Source organism: Micromonospora sp. D93 (assembly GCF_018070365.1).
Taxonomy (GTDB): Bacteria; Actinomycetota; Actinomycetes; order Mycobacteriales; family Micromonosporaceae; genus Micromonospora; species Micromonospora ureilytica.
In genome coordinates, this window is record NZ_JAGPXW010000003.1 from 1 (window position 1) to 15,753 (window position 15,753).

At 72.0% G+C, this 15,753-nt stretch carries 18 protein-coding genes; 7 read left to right on the plus strand and 11 right to left on the minus strand.

The genetic code is table 11. The features are described from left to right. Positions 1-13: 13 nt before the first annotated feature. The gene (locus KBX71_RS04405) at positions 14-1,072 is read right to left on the minus strand and encodes an aldo/keto reductase (RefSeq protein ID WP_210816671.1); all 1,059 of its coding nucleotides are present in this window, start codon (positions 1,070-1,072) and stop codon (positions 14-16) included. An 88-nt stretch (positions 1,073-1,160) separates the two neighbouring features. Between KBX71_RS04405 and KBX71_RS04410 the strand changes: the two genes are divergently transcribed. Continuing rightward, positions 1,161-1,655 (plus strand): hypothetical protein, encoded by a 495-nt coding sequence (locus tag KBX71_RS04410; protein WP_210816672.1) that lies wholly within the window; start codon positions 1,161-1,163, stop codon positions 1,653-1,655. A 49-nt stretch (positions 1,656-1,704) separates the two neighbouring features. On the opposite strand, the gene KBX71_RS04415 is transcribed toward KBX71_RS04410, so the two are convergent. Then, positions 1,705-2,217 (minus strand): HIT domain-containing protein, encoded by a 513-nt coding sequence (locus KBX71_RS04415; protein ID WP_196930193.1) that lies wholly within the window; start codon positions 2,215-2,217, stop codon positions 1,705-1,707. Positions 2,218-2,393: 176 nt separating this feature from the next. On the opposite strand from KBX71_RS04415, the gene KBX71_RS04420 reads away from it, so the two are divergent. Next, complete coding sequence (locus KBX71_RS04420) at positions 2,394-3,122, plus strand: D-Ala-D-Ala carboxypeptidase family metallohydrolase (protein ID WP_210816673.1); 729 nt, start codon at positions 2,394-2,396, stop codon at positions 3,120-3,122. A gap of 42 nt (positions 3,123-3,164) precedes the next feature. On the opposite strand, the gene thrS is transcribed toward KBX71_RS04420, so the two are convergent. Continuing rightward, on the minus strand, positions 3,165-5,174 hold the full coding sequence (gene thrS / locus KBX71_RS04425) for a threonine--tRNA ligase (RefSeq protein WP_124820287.1): 2,010 nt from the start codon (positions 5,172-5,174) through the stop codon (positions 3,165-3,167). A gap of 202 nt (positions 5,175-5,376) precedes the next feature. Between thrS and KBX71_RS04430 the strand changes: the two genes are divergently transcribed. Next, on the plus strand, positions 5,377-6,270 hold the full coding sequence (locus KBX71_RS04430) for a DUF1775 domain-containing protein (RefSeq protein WP_210816674.1): 894 nt from the start codon (positions 5,377-5,379) through the stop codon (positions 6,268-6,270). Here KBX71_RS04430 and KBX71_RS04435 read toward each other — a convergent pair. Next, positions 6,250-7,170 carry an ADP-ribosylglycohydrolase family protein gene (locus KBX71_RS04435; protein WP_210816675.1) on the minus strand — a complete coding sequence of 307 codons (921 nt, stop codon included), beginning with the start codon at positions 7,168-7,170 and terminating at the stop codon, positions 6,250-6,252. The two genes, KBX71_RS04430 and KBX71_RS04435, sit on opposite strands and share 21 nt — an antisense overlap. A gap of 73 nt (positions 7,171-7,243) precedes the next feature. Between KBX71_RS04435 and KBX71_RS04440 the strand changes: the two genes are divergently transcribed. Together KBX71_RS04440 and KBX71_RS04445 are read left to right on the plus strand one after the other, a co-directional pair. Next, positions 7,244-7,933: a response regulator transcription factor gene (locus KBX71_RS04440; protein WP_124817935.1), complete on the plus strand. Its 690-nt coding sequence runs from the start codon at positions 7,244-7,246 to the stop codon at positions 7,931-7,933. Positions 7,934-7,962: 29 nt separating this feature from the next. Continuing rightward, the gene (locus KBX71_RS04445; protein WP_210816676.1) at positions 7,963-9,366 is read left to right on the plus strand and encodes a HAMP domain-containing sensor histidine kinase; all 1,404 of its coding nucleotides are present in this window, start codon (positions 7,963-7,965) and stop codon (positions 9,364-9,366) included. A gap of 222 nt (positions 9,367-9,588) precedes the next feature. Here the strand turns inward: KBX71_RS04445 and KBX71_RS04450 are convergent, their stop codons facing one another. Then, entirely contained in the window at positions 9,589-10,611 is a 1,023-nt protein-coding gene (locus tag KBX71_RS04450; protein WP_210816677.1) for an adenosine deaminase, read from the minus strand. Next, complete coding sequence (locus KBX71_RS04455; protein WP_210816678.1) at positions 10,608-11,402, minus strand: trans-aconitate 2-methyltransferase; 795 nt, start codon at positions 11,400-11,402, stop codon at positions 10,608-10,610. Before KBX71_RS04455 ends, KBX71_RS04450 begins: the two co-directional genes overlap by 4 nt. Positions 11,403-11,487: 85 nt before the next feature. Here KBX71_RS04455 and KBX71_RS04460 point away from each other — a divergent pair, with 85 nt between their 5' ends. Beyond that, complete coding sequence (locus KBX71_RS04460) at positions 11,488-12,471, plus strand: aldo/keto reductase (RefSeq protein ID WP_196927354.1); 984 nt, start codon at positions 11,488-11,490, stop codon at positions 12,469-12,471. A 7-nt stretch (positions 12,472-12,478) separates the two neighbouring features. Continuing rightward, on the plus strand, positions 12,479-12,670 hold the full coding sequence (locus KBX71_RS04465) for a hypothetical protein (protein ID WP_210816679.1): 192 nt from the start codon (positions 12,479-12,481) through the stop codon (positions 12,668-12,670). 121 nt (positions 12,671-12,791) lie between these two features. Here KBX71_RS04465 and KBX71_RS04470 read toward each other — a convergent pair whose 3' ends face one another. From KBX71_RS04470 to KBX71_RS04490, 5 genes are all read right to left on the minus strand, one after another. Next, complete coding sequence (locus KBX71_RS04470) at positions 12,792-12,995, minus strand: cold-shock protein (RefSeq protein WP_030338233.1); 204 nt, start codon at positions 12,993-12,995, stop codon at positions 12,792-12,794. A 288-nt stretch (positions 12,996-13,283) separates the two neighbouring features. Beyond that, a complete protein-coding gene (locus KBX71_RS04475) occupies positions 13,284-13,544 on the minus strand; it encodes a DUF4235 domain-containing protein (RefSeq protein WP_374102583.1) in 261 nt (86 codons plus the stop codon). Between the two features lie 8 nt (positions 13,545-13,552). After that, positions 13,553-13,927 (minus strand): DUF3618 domain-containing protein, encoded by a 375-nt coding sequence (locus KBX71_RS04480; protein WP_124817924.1) that lies wholly within the window; start codon positions 13,925-13,927, stop codon positions 13,553-13,555. Beyond that, positions 13,924-14,358, minus strand: coding sequence for a phage holin family protein (locus KBX71_RS04485; RefSeq protein WP_196922217.1), 435 nt, complete (start codon positions 14,356-14,358; stop codon positions 13,924-13,926). The genes KBX71_RS04480 and KBX71_RS04485 overlap by 4 nt, the downstream gene beginning before the upstream one ends. A gap of 205 nt (positions 14,359-14,563) precedes the next feature. Further along, a complete protein-coding gene (locus KBX71_RS04490) occupies positions 14,564-15,751 on the minus strand; it encodes a mechanosensitive ion channel family protein (protein WP_210817017.1) in 1,188 nt (395 codons plus the stop codon). Positions 15,752-15,753: the final 2 nt, after the last annotated feature.

A 15,753-nucleotide genomic window follows, 5' to 3' on the forward strand; every position in this document is an offset into this window, starting at 1 on the left:
TTGTGGGACTTGGTTACGGGTGGACTGTGGAGTGGGTGGGGCGGGGCCAGTGGGGGCGGTCGGCGTCGCGGAGGGCGGCGGTGCGGACGGCGGCGAGCTGACGCTCCACCTCGACGAACTGGTCCGCCGGCAGCGGGCCCCGGTGCAGCGCTGCGGCGTTCTCCTCGACCTGGGCGACCGTACGGCAGCCCGGGATCGGGATGGTGCGACCGCTGCGCGCCCAGATCCAGCCCAACGCGCCCTGGGCGAGGGTGCGCCCGTCGGCGGTGAGCGCGGCACGGACCGCGCCGACCCGGCGCAGCCACTCCGGTGCCGGCCGACCACCCCGGAACCACTCCAACCAGCCCGGGGTCAGCCCGCGTACGTCGTCGCGGGGCAGTGTCGACCCGGCCGAGTACTTGCCGGTGAGCAGCCCCATCCCGAGTGGACCGCGGTTGACGCTGGCCAGGTCGTACTTGTCGCAGACGGCGAGCAACTCGGGGGCGTCGCGCAGCACCGACAGGGTGTGTTGCACGGCGGTGGCACCGGCGGCGGCGTGCCCGAACGCGGCAGCCCGGTCGGGGCGGTCGGTGCTCCACCCGTACGCGCGGATCAGGCCCTCGGCCACCAGGTCCTCGCAGGTTCCGATCAGCGCCTGCGCCCTCGGCACCGACAGGTCGGCAAGGTGCAGCTGATAGAGGTCGATCCGGTCGGTGTCCAACCGGCGCAGCGAGGCGGTCACGGCACCGCGCAGGTACGCGGGCGACGCGTCCTCGCCGGTGGCCTGCCGAGCAGCCTCGTCGAAGGTGTAACCCCACTTGGTGGCGATCACGGCGTCGTCGCGGCGGCCGGCGAGCGCGCGACCGAGCACCCGCTCACCGTGCCCGGCCCCGTACGTGTCGGCGGTGTCGAAGAGGGTGATGCCCAGATCGAGTGCCCGGCGTACCGCCCGCACCGACTCGTCGTCGTCGACAGCGCCCCAGCCCAGCGGCTGGGTGCCCTCCGCCCAGGGCCCGCTGATCGCCCAGCACCCCATGCCGAGGGCACTGACCTCGATGCCGCTGCGGCCCAACGTGCGTGTCGTGACTGCCATCGGCCGATCGTGCCACCTCGAGCGGGCCGGGGCGTAGCAGATCCTGCGGGCCGCCACGCGGGCGCACGGCCGACGGTCACGGTGCGGCATGATCGACGCCATGCGACGGCTCGGTGTGGACATCGGCGGTGTGATCATCGAGCCGGCCGACGACGACGCGGACACGTCGTTCTTCGGCGCGCACTACCTGCGTACCCCGGCCGTCGTCGGGGCGTTCGACGCGCTCGCGGCACTCGGCCCGGCGTTCGACGAGGTGCACCTGGTGTCCAAGTGCGGGGAGGCCACCGAGCGGCGTACCCGGGAGTGGTTGGCCCACCACGACTTTCCGGCCCGCACCGGCATCGCCGTCGAGCGGGTGCACTTCTGCCGCACTCGACCGGGCAAGGCGCCGATCGCTCGACGCCTCGGCCTGACCCACTTCGTGGACGACAAGCTGGAGGTGCTCGGCTATCTCGACTCGGTGCCGTACCGCTTCCTGTTCCGACCTCGCAGGGCCCAGGTCGCCGCGCACGCCGCGATGCTGCCCCACGTACACCGGGTGGAGAGTTGGTCGGAGCTGACCCCGCTGCTGCGCGCCGACTAGCCGGACCGGTGCGGGCGCAGGGCAGCCCGTGCGGTGCGGCCGGCGGCGGTCAGGACGGCCAGGCGCGGGCGAGCAGGTCGCGGGTGTCGCCGAGCAGCTGCGGCAGGACCTTCGTGCGGCCGATCACGGGCATGAAGTTCGCGTCGCCGCCCCAGCGTGGCACCACGTGTTGGTGCAGGTGCGCGGCGATGCCGGCGCCGGCCACCCCACCCTGGTTCATGCCCAGGTTGAAACCGTGCGCGTTGCTGACCTTGCGGATCACCCGCATGGCGGTCTGGGTGTACGACGCCAGCTCAGTGGTCTCCGGCACGTCCAGGTCGGTGTAGTCGGCGACGTGCCGGTAGGGGCAGACCAGCAGGTGCCCCGGGTTGTACGGGTAGAGGTTGAGCACCACGAACACGTGTTCGCCGCGGGCCACCACCAGGCTCTCCTCCGGGGGCAGCTTGGGCCCTCGACAGAAGGGACAGCCGGTGGGCTTCTCGTAGCCCTCGGCCGGGCGGTCCTCGCCGGAGATGTAGGTCATCCGGTGCGGCGTCCAGAGCCGCTCCAGGCCGTCCGCCATGCCGCCGATGTCCGTGTGCCGTTCCGCCCCTGTCACGAGCCGATCCTACGGAGCCGCGCGGGCCGGCCGCGACACCGCCGTCGCGGAAGCTCGTTGTTGCAAGTTCTTGACGGATCATTGCCGAAGCCTGAAACTTCCATGCATCCACATACTTCCATGCATTGATGGAGGGCTCCATGTTCCGACGGCTCGGCAGGTTCCTCGCGGCACTTGCGCTGACCGCCGCCACCACAGTGGCCGGCGTCACCCTCACTGCCGGCGCGGCCCAGGCGGACGGCTGCTACACCTGGGGACGCACCCTGGCCCAGGGAGCGTCCGGGGAGGACGTCCGGCAACTCCAGATCCGGGTCGCCGGCTACCCCGGCTACGGCGCGGTGCTCACCCTCGACGGCGCGTACGGCCCGGCCACCCGATCGGCGGTGATCCGCTTCCAGCAGGCGTACGGGCTGCCCGCGGACGGCATCGCCGGCCCACAGACGTTCAACCGGCTCTACGCCCTCCAGAATGACGACTGCACCCCGGCCAACTTCAGCTACCCCGAGCTGAACAAGTGCAACAGCGACTGGTCCGGCGGCGCGGTCTCGGCGAGCACCGCCCGGTTCAACGCCCTCGTCTCGATGTGGAAACTCCAGGCCATGCGGCACGCCCTCGGGGACGTTTCCATCGCGATCAGCAGCAGCTTCCGCAGCTACGCCTGCAACAGCGCGGTCGGCGGAGCGTCGAACAGCAGGCACCTGTACGGCGACGGGGTGGACCTGGTCGGGTCCCCGTCGTTCTGTCGGCTGGCGCAGCAGGCCCGCAACCACGGCTTCGGACAGATCCTCGGCCCCGGCTACCCGGACCACAACGACCACACCCACGTGGCGGCGGTCGGGGGCTGGTCAGCACCGAACTGCGGCATCTGACACCCGGCGCCGCCCCGGGGCGTCAACCCCGGGGCGTCGCCGCTACTCCGCGGCGGCGGAGGGGCCGATGTTGGTCCGCGAGCTGACCACGTCCAGCACGTGGGTCACCGCCTCGGCGATCGGCACCCCGTTGCGCTGGGAGCCGTCGCGGTAGCGGAAGGAGACCGTACCGGCGGCCACGTCGTCGTCACCGGCGATCACCATGAAGGGGATCTTCTGCTGCTGAGCCGTCCGGATCTTCTTCTGCATCCGGTCGTCACCCGCGTCCACCTGGGCCCGGATGCCCTCGGCGCGCAGCGCGGCGACGAAGCCGTGCAGGTAGTCGGTGTGGTCCTCGCGGATCGGGATGCCCACCACCTGCACCGGCGCCAGCCAGGCCGGGAACGCGCCCGCGTAGTGCTCGGTGAGCACCCCGAAGAACCGCTCGATCGACCCGAACAGCGCACGGTGGATCATCACGGGCCGCTGCCGGCTACCGTCGGCGGCCTGGTACTCCAACCCGAACCGCTCCGGCTGGTTGAAGTCGACCTGGATGGTGGACATCTGCCAGGTCCGGCCGATCGCGTCGCGGGCCTGGACGGAGATCTTCGGCCCGTAGAACGCCGCGCCGCCCGGGTCGGGCACCAGGTCCAGGCCGGAGGTCGCGGCGGCGGTCCGCAACGCCTCGGTGGCCTCCTCCCAGTCCTCCTCGGCCCCGATGAACTTGGGCGAGTCGTCCCGGGTCGACAGCTCCAGGTAGAAGTCGTCGAGGCCGTAGTCGCGCAGCAGGTCGAGCACGAAGCTGAGCAGCGCGGACAGCTCGCCGGCCATCTGCTCGCGGGTGCAGTAGATGTGCGAGTCGTCCTGGGTCAGGCCACGGACCCGGGTGAGGCCGTGCACGACGCCGGACTTCTCGTACCGGTAGACAGTGCCGAACTCGAACATCCGCAGCGGCAGCTCCCGGTACGACCGCCCGCGCGACCTGAAGATCAGGTTGTGCATCGGGCAGTTCATCGCCTTGAGGTAGTAGTCCGCGCCCTCCAGTTGCATGGGCGGGAACATGGTGTCCGCGTAGTACGGCAGGTGACCGGACGTCTGGAACAGCTGCGCCTTGGTGATGTGCGGGGTGTTGACGAACTCGTACCCGGCGGCCTCGTGCCGCTGGCGGGAGTAGTGCTCCATCTCGCGGCGGATGATGCCGCCCTTGGGGTGGAAGACCGCCAGGCCGGAGCCGATCTCGTCGGGGAAGCTGAACAGGTCGAGGTCCGCGCCGAGCTTGCGGTGGTCGCGCCGGGCGGCCTCCTCCAACAGCTTCAGGTACGCCTTGAGCTCGTCGCGGGTCGGCCACGCGGTGCCGTACACCCGCTGTAGTTGGGGGTTCTTCTCCGACCCGCGCCAGTACGCGGCGGCGGAGCGCATCAGCTTGAACGCGCCGATCAGTCGGGTGGTCGGCAGGTGCGGGCCCCGACACAGGTCCGACCAGCAGACCTTGTCCTCCTTGGCGTCGAGGTTGTCGTAGATGGTCAGCTCACCGCCGCCCACCTCCATCACCTCGTCGGTGTCCAGGCCCTCGCCCTTGACCTCGATCAACTCCAGCTTGAACGGCTCGTCGGCCAGTTCGGAGCGCGCCTCGTCCAGGCTGCCGAAGCGGCGGCGACGGAACCGCTGCCCGGACTTGATGATCTCCTGCATGCGCTTCTCGAGCTTGCTGAGGTCATCGGGCTGGAACGGCTTGTCGACGTCGAAGTCGTAGTAGAAGCCGTTCTCGATGGGCGGGCCGATGCCCAACTTGGCCTCGGGGAAGATGTCCTGCACGGCCTGGGCGAGGACGTGCGCGGTGGAGTGGCGCAGCACGGTGAGCCCGTCGGGCGAGTCCAGGCTGACCGGCTCGACGACGGTCTCCTCGGCCGGCGACCAGTCCAGGTCGCGCAGCTGACCCTGCGGGTCGCGGACCACGACGATCGCCTTGGGGCCGTTCGCGGGCAGTCCGGCCGCGGCCACCGCGTCGGCCGCCGTGGTCCCGGCGGCGACGACGACAGGGTCGGCCACGGCGGGGGTACGGGGTGCGGACACGGTGACTCCTCCAAGCGGTGCGAACAAGCGGTACGAAACGGTGCCGATCCTCGGCTCCTGCCGATGCTATCGGTCGCCCCGCCCCCGACCGGGAACGGCACCTTCCTTACCGCCGGCGTTGAACCTTTCGCGCCTCGCAGCCGAACTAGAAGGTGTGGCCGGAAACCGGTGCCGGCCGCGTCGACACGGATGGGGGCACGAGATGGCGAGCACGCACGGCGGTGGCCGTCGGCGGCGGATCGTGGCGGCGACCGCGGTGACCGCCGCCGGGCTGCTGCTCTGGCCCGGCACGGCACACGCGGTGGACGTGACGACCACCCCGACCGAGGCCCGGCAGGGCGACGCCGTACGGCTGGAGTTCAGCGTGCCGGAGGAACGGGCTGGCACGAAGACCAACCAGATCGAGGTCCGCCTGCCGGCCGACGCGCCGATCGCCGAGGTCTATCCCATGTCGGTGAACGGCTGGGCGCCCCGGATCAGCTCCCGCACCCTGGACAAGCCGCTGGCCGGTATCCACTCCTCCGGGGTGACCACTGTGACCACGGCGGTGACCTGGGTCCGGGTCGGTGCGAGCGATCCCGGGCCGGCCCGGTTGGCGCTCTCCATGGGGCCGATGCCGCAGGCCGAGCGGCTCACCTTCGAGGTCGTCCAGACGTACGCCGACGGGACTGTGGTCCGGTGGGCGGACGCGGCCGGCGCGCACCGGGCTCCGGCGCTCACCCTGCTGCCGGCGGCGCCCGGCGCGGCGGGTCCGGCCGCACACGGCGGCCACGGCGCCCCGGCGGCCGGTGCGCCGGCAGCTCCGAACAGCGGTGTGGACGCCGCGCCGCCGGTCCGGGCGGGTGGTGCCGACGAGGAGTCCGGCAACGCCGACGGGATGCTGGCCGCCGGCCTGCTGGCCGGGCTGGGCGGTGGCGCGGCGATCGGCTGGCTGGTCAGCCGGTGGCGCCGCCGCAACCCGGACGAGGCCGTCGCGCTCGCCGACGTGACCGGCGACCCGGACGAGACCGCGACGCTGGCCGAGATAACCGGCCGCGGAGACGACGCCGCAACGCCCGAGCCACAGCCCGCGGGGTCAGGGCAGCCAGGTAGGTAGCGGCTCGCGGGCGGACAGCCACGCCTCGGGCACCCCTCCCGGGGTACCGACGCCGGTGTGCGCCGCCACCACCGCTCCCGCGATGGCGGCCGTGGTGTCCATGTCCCCACCGGCCCGTACGCACGTCTCGATGGCCGCCGGATAGTCGTCGAGGTGGGTGGCTGCCACCCACAGGGTGAACCCGACGGTGTCCTGGGCGGTCACCCGGGAGCCGTTGCCGAGCGCCGCCACCACCCGGGGCAGTGGCCGGCCGAGCAGCCCGGCCGCCCGGTTCACGCCCCGGTGCACCTCGGTGCCCGGATCGAGCGCGGCGGCGATCCCGGCGAGCAGCCGCTCCGGTGCCGGCCGGTGCCCGTCGAGGCGGGCCCGGGCGGCCAGCGCGGCGGCGACGGCGACGGCGACCGCGCCGGCGATCCCCTCCGGGTGCGCGTGCGTCACCTCGGCGGAGGCGCGGGCCTGCGCCGCGGCGCGCGCTGTCGAGTCGGCGAAGTACGCGCCCAGCGGGCCGACCCGCATCGCCGCGCCGTTGCCGCAGGAGCCCTGCCCGTCGAAGGCGGAGGCGGCGGCCAGCGGCCACGGGGTGCCGGTGCGGATCAGCCCCAGGATCAGCATCGCGCCCGCGCCGTAGCCTCGGCTCGGGGCGCACCGCTCGGCGAAGGAGAGGGCCAGCCGGTCCCGGTCGATGCCGCCGGAGTCGGCCAGTTGGGCGAGGACCGAGCAGGCCATCTCGGTGTCGTCGGTCCATTCCCAGGGCGCCGGCGGCAGGGCGTCGGCGGCGAGATCCACGGGCGCCGGCCGCGACAGGAAGTACTGCGCGCCGAGGGCGTCGCCGGTGGAGAGACCGGCGAGGCTGTCCCGGGCGAGCGCCAGGCGGGCATCGGCGAACAGGGTGAACGACATCGTCGTACCAGCTTGCCCGGTCGCCAGGCACGTCGCAACGCGATCAACTTGCCAGGCCAAGTACGGTCTTGTCGTGGCCTCCGTGCTCCTGGTCGAAGACGATCACGTCGTACGCGGCGCGATGCTGCGGTCCCTCACCGACCGGGGGCATGCCGTGCACGCCGTGGGTACGGCGTTGGACGCCCTGCGTCGGGTCGCCGCGGAGACACCCGACCTGGTGGTCCTCGACCTCGGCCTGCCCGACCTGGACGGCTCGGACGCGCTGCGGATGCTGCGCGGCATCACCGACGTTCCGATCATCATCGCCACCGCCCGCGACGACGAGCAGTCGGTGGTCAAGCTGCTGCGCGCCGGCGCCGACGACTACATGGTCAAGCCGTTCACCGGGGCACACCTGGACGCGCGGATCACCACCGTGCTGCGCCGGGCCGGCCGGGCCAGTCGGTCCGTGCAGCCCGCTGTGCACAGCGTCGGCGGGCTGCGGGTGGACGTGGGCGAACGCAGCGCCCAACTCGACGGGGAGTCGCTGGCGCTCACCCGCAAGGAATTCGACCTGTTGGCGTATCTCGCCGCACGACCTGGGCGGGTAGTGTCCCGCCGGGAGCTTTTGGAGGAGGTATGGCGGCAGCCATCGGTCGGCGAGGATCAGACCATCGACGTTCACCTGTACTGGCTCCGCAGAAAGATGGGCGAGTCCGCGGCGAAGCCGCGCTACCTGCGCACCGTGCGGGGGGTCGGGTTCCGGCTGGTGGCACCGGACTGAGGACGGCGCTGGCCCTGCTCACGGCCGGCATGTGCAGTCTCGTCGCGCTCGCGTTCCTGATTCCGCTCGGGCTCAGCCTGCGGGAGCAGAGCCGCGACGAGGCGATCGCCGACGCGGCGCGGCGCAGCGCGCTGGTGACCGGCGCGCTGGCGGTGAGCACCGACCCGGCGGTCGTCGAGCGTGCCGTGGTGGCCAGCGCCGAGGGCGCTCCCACCCGGCCCGTGGTGCACGGGTTGGGGCTGGACGAGTCCGCCGGTCGGGCCAGCGGCGACGACCTGGACCGGGCCCGCTCGGAGCGCCAGTCGTTGGTTGTCGACGTCGACGGGGGTGTGGCCCGGCTCGACCCGGTCGTCCTCGGTGACCGGACGGCCGTGGTCGAGGTGTTCCTTCCGGAGTCGACGCTGGGCGAGGGCGCCGGCGGCACCTGGCTGCTGCTGCTCGCGGTCGGTGCGGCGATGGCCGGCGCGGCGGTGCTGGTGGTCGACCGGGTCGCTGCCCGCGCGGTGGACTCGACCCGGGGTCTGGTCAAGGCCGCGCTCTCCATCGGCGACGGCGACCTCGGCGTACGCGTCGAGCCGACCGGTCCGCGTGAGCTGGCCGAGGCCGGGTACGCCTTCAACCGGATGGCGGACCGACTGGACGCCGCCCGCACCGACGAGCGGGAGTTGGTGGCCGACCTGTCGCATCGTCTGCGTACCCCGTTGACGGTGCTGCGCCTGGACGCGGAGGCGTTGGAGTCCGACGACACGAGCGTGGGTTCGTTCAGCCCGGCGGAGTTGGACCGGCTGCGCGGGATCCGGCGGATCCGGCAGGCGATCGTCACCCTGGAGGGTGAGATCGACGTGTTGATCAAGACCACTCGCAAGTCGGTGGCGCACGAGGCCGGGCCGGCCATGTGTGACGTCAGCGAGGTGGTCCGGGACCGGATGGTGTTCTGGGCGGCGCTGGCCGGCGACCAGAACCGGCCGCAGCGGGTCAACGGCGCGCAGCTGCGCATCCCGGCGCCGGTGCCGCGGGCCGAGCTGGCCGCCGCGCTGGACGCGGTGATCGGCAACGTCTTCCGCTACACCCCGCAGGGCACCGCGTTCGAGGTGGCCGTGTCCCGGCGCGACGGTTACGTGGCGATCCGGATCGACGACGCCGGCCCCGGCATCGCCAACCCGGACCGGGCGCTGCGCCGGGGCACCAGTGACCAGGGTTCGACAGGGCTCGGCCTGGACATCGCCAAACGGGTGGCGTTGCAGGCCAACGGCTCGGTGAGCATCGACCGGGCACGGTTGGGCGGGGCCAGCGTGGTGATGCTGCTGGCCGACCCGGAGGCGACGCCCCGACAGGTCAGCCGTTTCGGTCTGGTCGGTCGGATGGCCCGCGACGTCCGGGACACGAAGGCCAGCGGACGTCGCTGGCCCCGCCAGCGCCCCACCGACGACTGACCCGGCCGACCCCGGGGCTGTGCGCCGGCGCAAGTCTTCCTTAGATCGCGGTTAACGACCGCGTTGGATCGCCTGCGGGCTGACAGGATCACCACACGAACCCACCAGTTCCACCGGCCGAGCGCACCACGTACCCACGGCCGGTGGAGCCGCGCGCGCGGCGGGAGTCACAGGTCCCCCCACACCCACGCTCCCGCCGCGCGCCCTGCTCGACCGACCGGTTCAGCCGGCGGTGGCGAGGTACGCGTCGATCTCGCTGAGGATCCGCTGCTGACCGGTGCTGTCGAGGAAGGACGCGGTCACCGCGTTGCGGGCCAGACCGGCCAGACCCTCGGCGCCGACGCCGAGCAGGCGGGCCGCCACCGCGTACTCGTCGTTGAGGGTCGTGCCGAACATCGGCGGGTCGTCGGAGTTGATGGTGACCAGAAGCCCAGCCTCGACAAGCCGGGGCAGCGGATGCTCGTCGAGGGTCGCCACCGCCCGGGTGCGGACGTTGGACGTCGGGCAGATCTCCATCCCGATCTGGCGCTCGGCCAGGTACGCGAGCAGCTGCGGGTCCTGCGCGGCGGAGATGCCGTGCCCGATCCGCTCGGCGCCCAGCTCGTTCAGCGCGTCCCAGACGGTCTGCGGTCCGGTGGTCTCCCCGGCGTGCGGCACCGAGCGCAGGCCGGCGGCGCGGGCCTGGTCGAAGTAGGGCCGGAACTGCGGTCGGGGTACGCCGATCTCCGGGCCGCCCAGACCGAAGCTGATCAGCCCGTCCGGGCGCTGATCCAGCGCGATGCGCAGCGTCTCCTCGGCCGCCGGCAGGCCGGCCTCGCCCGGGATGTCGAAGCACCAGCGCAGCTCGATGCCGAAGTCGGCAAGGGCGCGCTTGCGGGCGTCCTCGATGGCCTCGCAGAACGCCGGCGCGGGAATGCCCCGTCGGACGTGCGAGTACGGGGTGATGGTCAGCTCCGCGTACCGGACCTGTTGGCGGGCCAGCTCCCGGGCCACCTCGTGGGTGAGGATCCAGACGTCCTCCGGGTCGCGGATGAGGTCCACGACGCTCAGGTAGACCTCGATGAAGTGCGCGAAGTCGCGGAACTCGAAGTAGTCGGCGAGCGCGTCCGGGTCGGCCGGCACGGGGGTGCGTCCCTCGTGTCGGGCGGCCAACTCGGCGACGATCCGGGGCGAGGCGGAGCCGACGTGGTGCACGTGCAGCTCCACCTTGGGCAGGCCGGCGATGAAGGTGGGCAGGTCGGTCACGGGTTCTCCTGGGCATGGTCGCCGGTGCAGGCGACGACGAAGACGCGGCGGAACGGGAAGTACACCTGACCCTGCCGTACCGGGTACGCCGCGGTGAGTCGTACTCCCAGCTCGGCTCGGAAGGCGGACCAGCTGGCGGCGTCCAGTGCGGACCGGACCGGGCGCAGCGCGGTGCCCTCCATCCAGGCCAGCACCGGGTGCTCGGCGGCGGGTCGAGCCGGCAGCAGGTGCACGTAGGTAGTCTCCCAGGCGTCCACCACGCAGCCGGCGGCGGTCAGCAGCGCCACGTAGTCGGCCGGGTCGTCGACCGGGTCCGCGCGCAGCAGTGGGGCTACCGTTGCCCGCCAGGTCGGCAGGTCGGCGACCTCGCGGAGGGCGCGGTGCGAGTCGGCGGCGAAGTTGCCGGGGACCTGCATGGCGAGCCAGGCGCCGGCGGGCAGCTCGGCGGCCCAGCGGCGCAGCAGCTCCTGGTGGCCGGGGACCCACTGCAGCGCGGCGTTGCTGACCACCACGTCCTCGTCGCCGGCGGGACGCCAGTCGCGCAGGTCGGCGACCGCGAAGTCGACAGGCGCGTCGAGGGTCTCGGCCCGCGCGATCATGTCGGGTGAGGAGTCGAGGCCGAGCACCCGGCTCGTCGGCCATCGGTCGGCGAGGGTGGCGGTGAGCTGGCCGGGGCCGCAGCCGAGGTCGATCACCGTGCGCGGTCGCTCGGCCGGGATCCGTGCGACGAGGTCGTGGAACGGCCGGGACCGCTCGTCGTCGAAGCGCAGGTAGGTCGTCGGATCCCACATGGTCGCCCCCTAAACCGTACGTGCGTACTGCTAAAGGTTACGGCTCGCGTGGCAGCGTGGCAACCCGATCACTAGGCTCGGGGGCATGGAACAGCGCAGCTTCAACCGGCTCGGCCGGACCGTTGGCGCGGTCGGCCTGGGCGCGTGGCAACTCGGCGCCGACTGGGGCACCGTCAGCGAGGACGACGCGATGGCAGTGCTCGCCGCCGCCGTGGACGCCGGGGTCACCTTCCTCGACACCGCCGACGTGTACGGCGACGGCCGCAGCGAGCAGCTGATCGGCCGCTTCCTGCGCACCCGACCCGACGCCGGGCTGACCGTCGCCACCAAGATGGGCCGCCGCGTCGAGCAGCGGCCGGAGGCGTACACCCTGGCCAACTTCCGGCAGTGGACCGACCGCTCCCGGGCCAACCTGGGAATGGACACCCTGGACCTGGTCCAGTTGCACTGCCCGCCCACCGCGGTCTTCTCCTCCGACGAGGTCTTCGACGGCCTGGACACCCTCGTCGCCGAGAAGGCCATCGCCGGGTACGGGGTCAGCGTCGAGACCTGCGACCAGGCCCTCACCGCGATCGCCCGACCGGGGGTGGCGAGCGTCCAGATCATCCTCAACGCGGTCCGCCACAAGCCCCTGGAGCGTGTGCTGCCGGCCGCGGCGGCAGCCGGTGTCGGCATCATCGCCCGCGTGCCGCTCGCCAGCGGCCTGCTCTCCGGCCGCTACGACGAGCACACCGAGTTCCCCGCCGACGACCACCGCAACTACAACCGGCAGGGCGCGGCCTTCGACGTCGGCGAGACGTTCTCCGGAGTCGACTTCGACAGGGGTCTGGCCGCCGTACGCCGGCTGGCCCCGCTTGTCGACGCGGACCGCACGATGGCGCAGTTCGCGCTGCGCTGGGTGTTGGACCAGGCCGGCGTCACAGTGGTCATCCCCGGTGCCCGCGACGCTGACCAGGCCCGGCGCAACGCCGCCGCGGCGGCCCTGTCCCCGCTCACCGACGAGCAGTTGGCAGCCGTACGCGAGACCTACGACGAGCTGATCCGCCCGCAGGTGCACGACCGGTGGTGACGGCGCGATGAGGGGCTGGCTTCCGCTCACCCTCGGCCTACTGGCCGTGGTGATCGGTGCGGTGTGGACGGTCCAGGGCCTCGGCTACGTCACCGGCAGCGTGATGACCGACCAGAAGATCTGGGCGGTGGTCGGCCCGATCGTGGCGCTGGCCGGGCTGGTGGTGCTCTGGCTCGGCCTGCGCTCGCGTCGACGCTGACCGGTCCCTCCGCCAGCGGGCCTGAGCAGGCGAAAGCCCCGCATCCCAACCGGGATGCGGGGCTTCACAGCGACCCTTGGGCCGGATCGTCCCACTGGCCGGCGGGGGCCGGCCGTCTCACTCAGATGGGACGGACCTGCTCAGCCTGCGGGCCCTTCTGACCCTGAGCGATCTCGAACTCCACCCGCTGGTTCTCCTCCAGCGAGCGGTAGCCGCTGGTCTGGATGGCCGAGAAGTGGACGAACACGTCAGCACCCCCACCATCGACGGTGATGAAGCCGAAGCCCTTGTCAGCGTTGAACCACTTCACGGTTCCCTGAGCCATGTGTATCTCCCTCTAAAAACTGGCGGCCGTGCACGCCGTCCGGCCGATTGGCCGTTTTTGAGCAGCGGCGCCTGAGGCGGCCCCACGAAGGAGACTTCTCTCAACCCACGCCATCTCGCAACAGCGGGGACCAGCAAATCACGGAGGTAAAAAGTCTGTCACGACCTCTCCGACGAATTTCTCCGACATGTGACCTGACGGATGCCTCAGGTGCGCTGGGCGGCGCACGATGCCATGCGAAAGCCCCCTTCCCATCGATGCGGGAAGGGGGCTGAAGTCGCTGCCTGGTCAGTCCGGCCAGCTGCCGGTCATCCGGCGGACGCCGACCGCGCCGCCCCGGTCCACGGCGGCCCGGACGACCGCGAAGATGGCGCCCTGCAACGCCGCGGCTGCCAGGATCTCGCCCCAGCCGCGATCCTCGTCGGTCGCGTTGGGCGCCTCACCGTCGCCCGCGGTGGCCTTCCAAACCTGCCGGAAGATCGCCCCGGCCACCGTGCCCGCGGCGATACCCAACAGCACGCCGACCGGCCGGTATGCGACCCTGCCGATGCTCTTATTCACCTACGCCTCCCCCGCACGATCATCAGCACCACCACTGTGGCCACCGCACCGGCCGCGATGGCCGCCCACGGCACCGGGTTGCGGCGCATTAATTCACCCTTGTCGTACGCCTGTGCGCGTACCAACTCGCCCTTCTCGTACGCCTGCGCCCGCGCCATCCCGGCGCCACGCGCGGCCTGCCCGCGAACCCGGGCGACGGTCTGCGCCGCCTGCTCCCGCATCCGCTCCTTGGCCTGCTCGGCGGACTCCTTGAGACGCGCCTTGACGTCGGCCTTGGCGGCCAACGCCTCCATCGTCTCGCCCAACTCGACCCGGGTGCGACGGATCTCCTCGCGGAGGGCCTCCGTGTCGCCGGTCCCGTTACCGGTCATTGCCGCCCCCTGTCCTTCACCGCGGCGGTGACGGTGTCCATGTCTGCCCGGAGGCTGCGGACCGTGGCCGCAGGCATCGGCGGGACGGCACGGCTGACCTGCTTCTTGCCCACCAGGGCGAGGATGCCGGCCACCAGGAAGCAGGCCACCGCCACGATCAGCGCCGCGGCCCAGGCGGGCAACACCAGGTCGAGCAGCAGGATCGCCGTGGCGACCAGCGCGCCCAGGCCGAAGAACGCGAGCGCGCCACCGCCGCCGAACAGGCCGAGCCCGATGCCCGCGTGCTTACCCTTCTGGGTCAACTCCGCTCGGGCCAGCGTCAGTTCGTCCCGCACGAGGCGGGAGATCTGCTCGGTGGCCCGCTGCACCAACTCGGCGGTGGAGGGCTCGCTCCCGTTCTGGGATGTGCGGGCTTTCGCCACGTCAGCCATGCTGTCCTCCTTTCCTCATCACCGCGCTGTATGCCCGAAGTCGTCGCTCGTCAATCCTAGAGCGCGCCAACCAGCTCACCGTCACCGTTGTCCGACGCCGCGCCGCCGATACGCGGCCAGCCGCCGTGATCACGCCAGAGACGTCCGGCAGCACATCCCCCACCCAAGCCCGACCAAACCTCTCGCAACGGGGCGGGATGGCGGGTCAGGGGCGGGTCTCCTCAGGGCCGACGAAGGCTTCGCTGCGGGCGTCGCCGTCGTCGCTACCGCCGAAGACACGGGCGTCGTCGGGCGCCTCGGTGTCGGACAGGCGGCGTGCCGGCCGCCTCGGCTGCACCCACTGCCAGGACAGGTTGCTGTTGGAGTCGCCCAGCTCGGTGCGCAGCCGGGGCATCGCGGTCGGGCGGTTGTCCCGGATCCAGGCGACCAGGTGCTCCCGGACGAGGCAGCGCAGGTCCCACAGACTGCCCGCGTCGGCGGCGCTGACCAGCGCGCGCAACCGCACCATCCCGCCGGTGGCGTCGGTGACCTGGAGGACGCAGACCCGCCCGTCCCACAGCTCGGTGCCCTCGACGAGGCGGCGCAGTTCCTCGCGCATGGTCTGCACCGGCACCGCCCAGTCCACGTCGAATTCGGCGGTGCCGAGCACCGCCGCCTCCGTCCGGGTCCAGTTCTGGAACGGCTTGCTGGTGAAGTACGAGGTGGGCAGGATCAGCCGGCGGTCGTCCCAGATCTGCACCACGACGTAGCTGAGGGTCAGCTCCTCGACGCGACCCCACTCCCCCTCGACGACGACCACGTCGTCGAGCCGGACGGCGTCGCTGAAGGCGAGCTGGAGGCCGGCGAAGACGTTGCCGAGCAGGCTCTGCGCGGCGAGCGCGGCCACCACACCGAACACACCGGCCGAGGTCAGCACGCCGGCGCCGATGCCCCGCACGCTGGGGAACGTCATCAGCATCACGCCCACGGCCAGGATGACGATCACCGCGATGGTCAGTCGGCGCAGCATCACCACCTGGGTCCGGACGCGTCGGGCGTGCCGATTGTCCGGTACGTCGACCCGGAACCGGGCCAGTGCGGTGTCCTCCACGACGATCAGCAGACCGGCGACCAACCAGGCCATGGTGGCGATGACGCCGAGGATGAGCAGGTGCAGCAGCAGCCGCCGCCAGCTCTCGCCGACCGCGTAGCCGGTGCTGAAGCGGACGGCGAACTGCACGGCCAGGACCGTCGCGGCGACCTGGAACGGGCGGTGCGCGTGATCGGTCAACTCGGTCAGCAGCAGTGACCGGCGGCCGAACCGCCGGGTCAACCGGTGGACGACCTCGACCAGGAAGAGAGCGACCGCCGCCGCGACGAGCGCGGCGACGGCCGTTTCGAGATAGTTCTGCACGG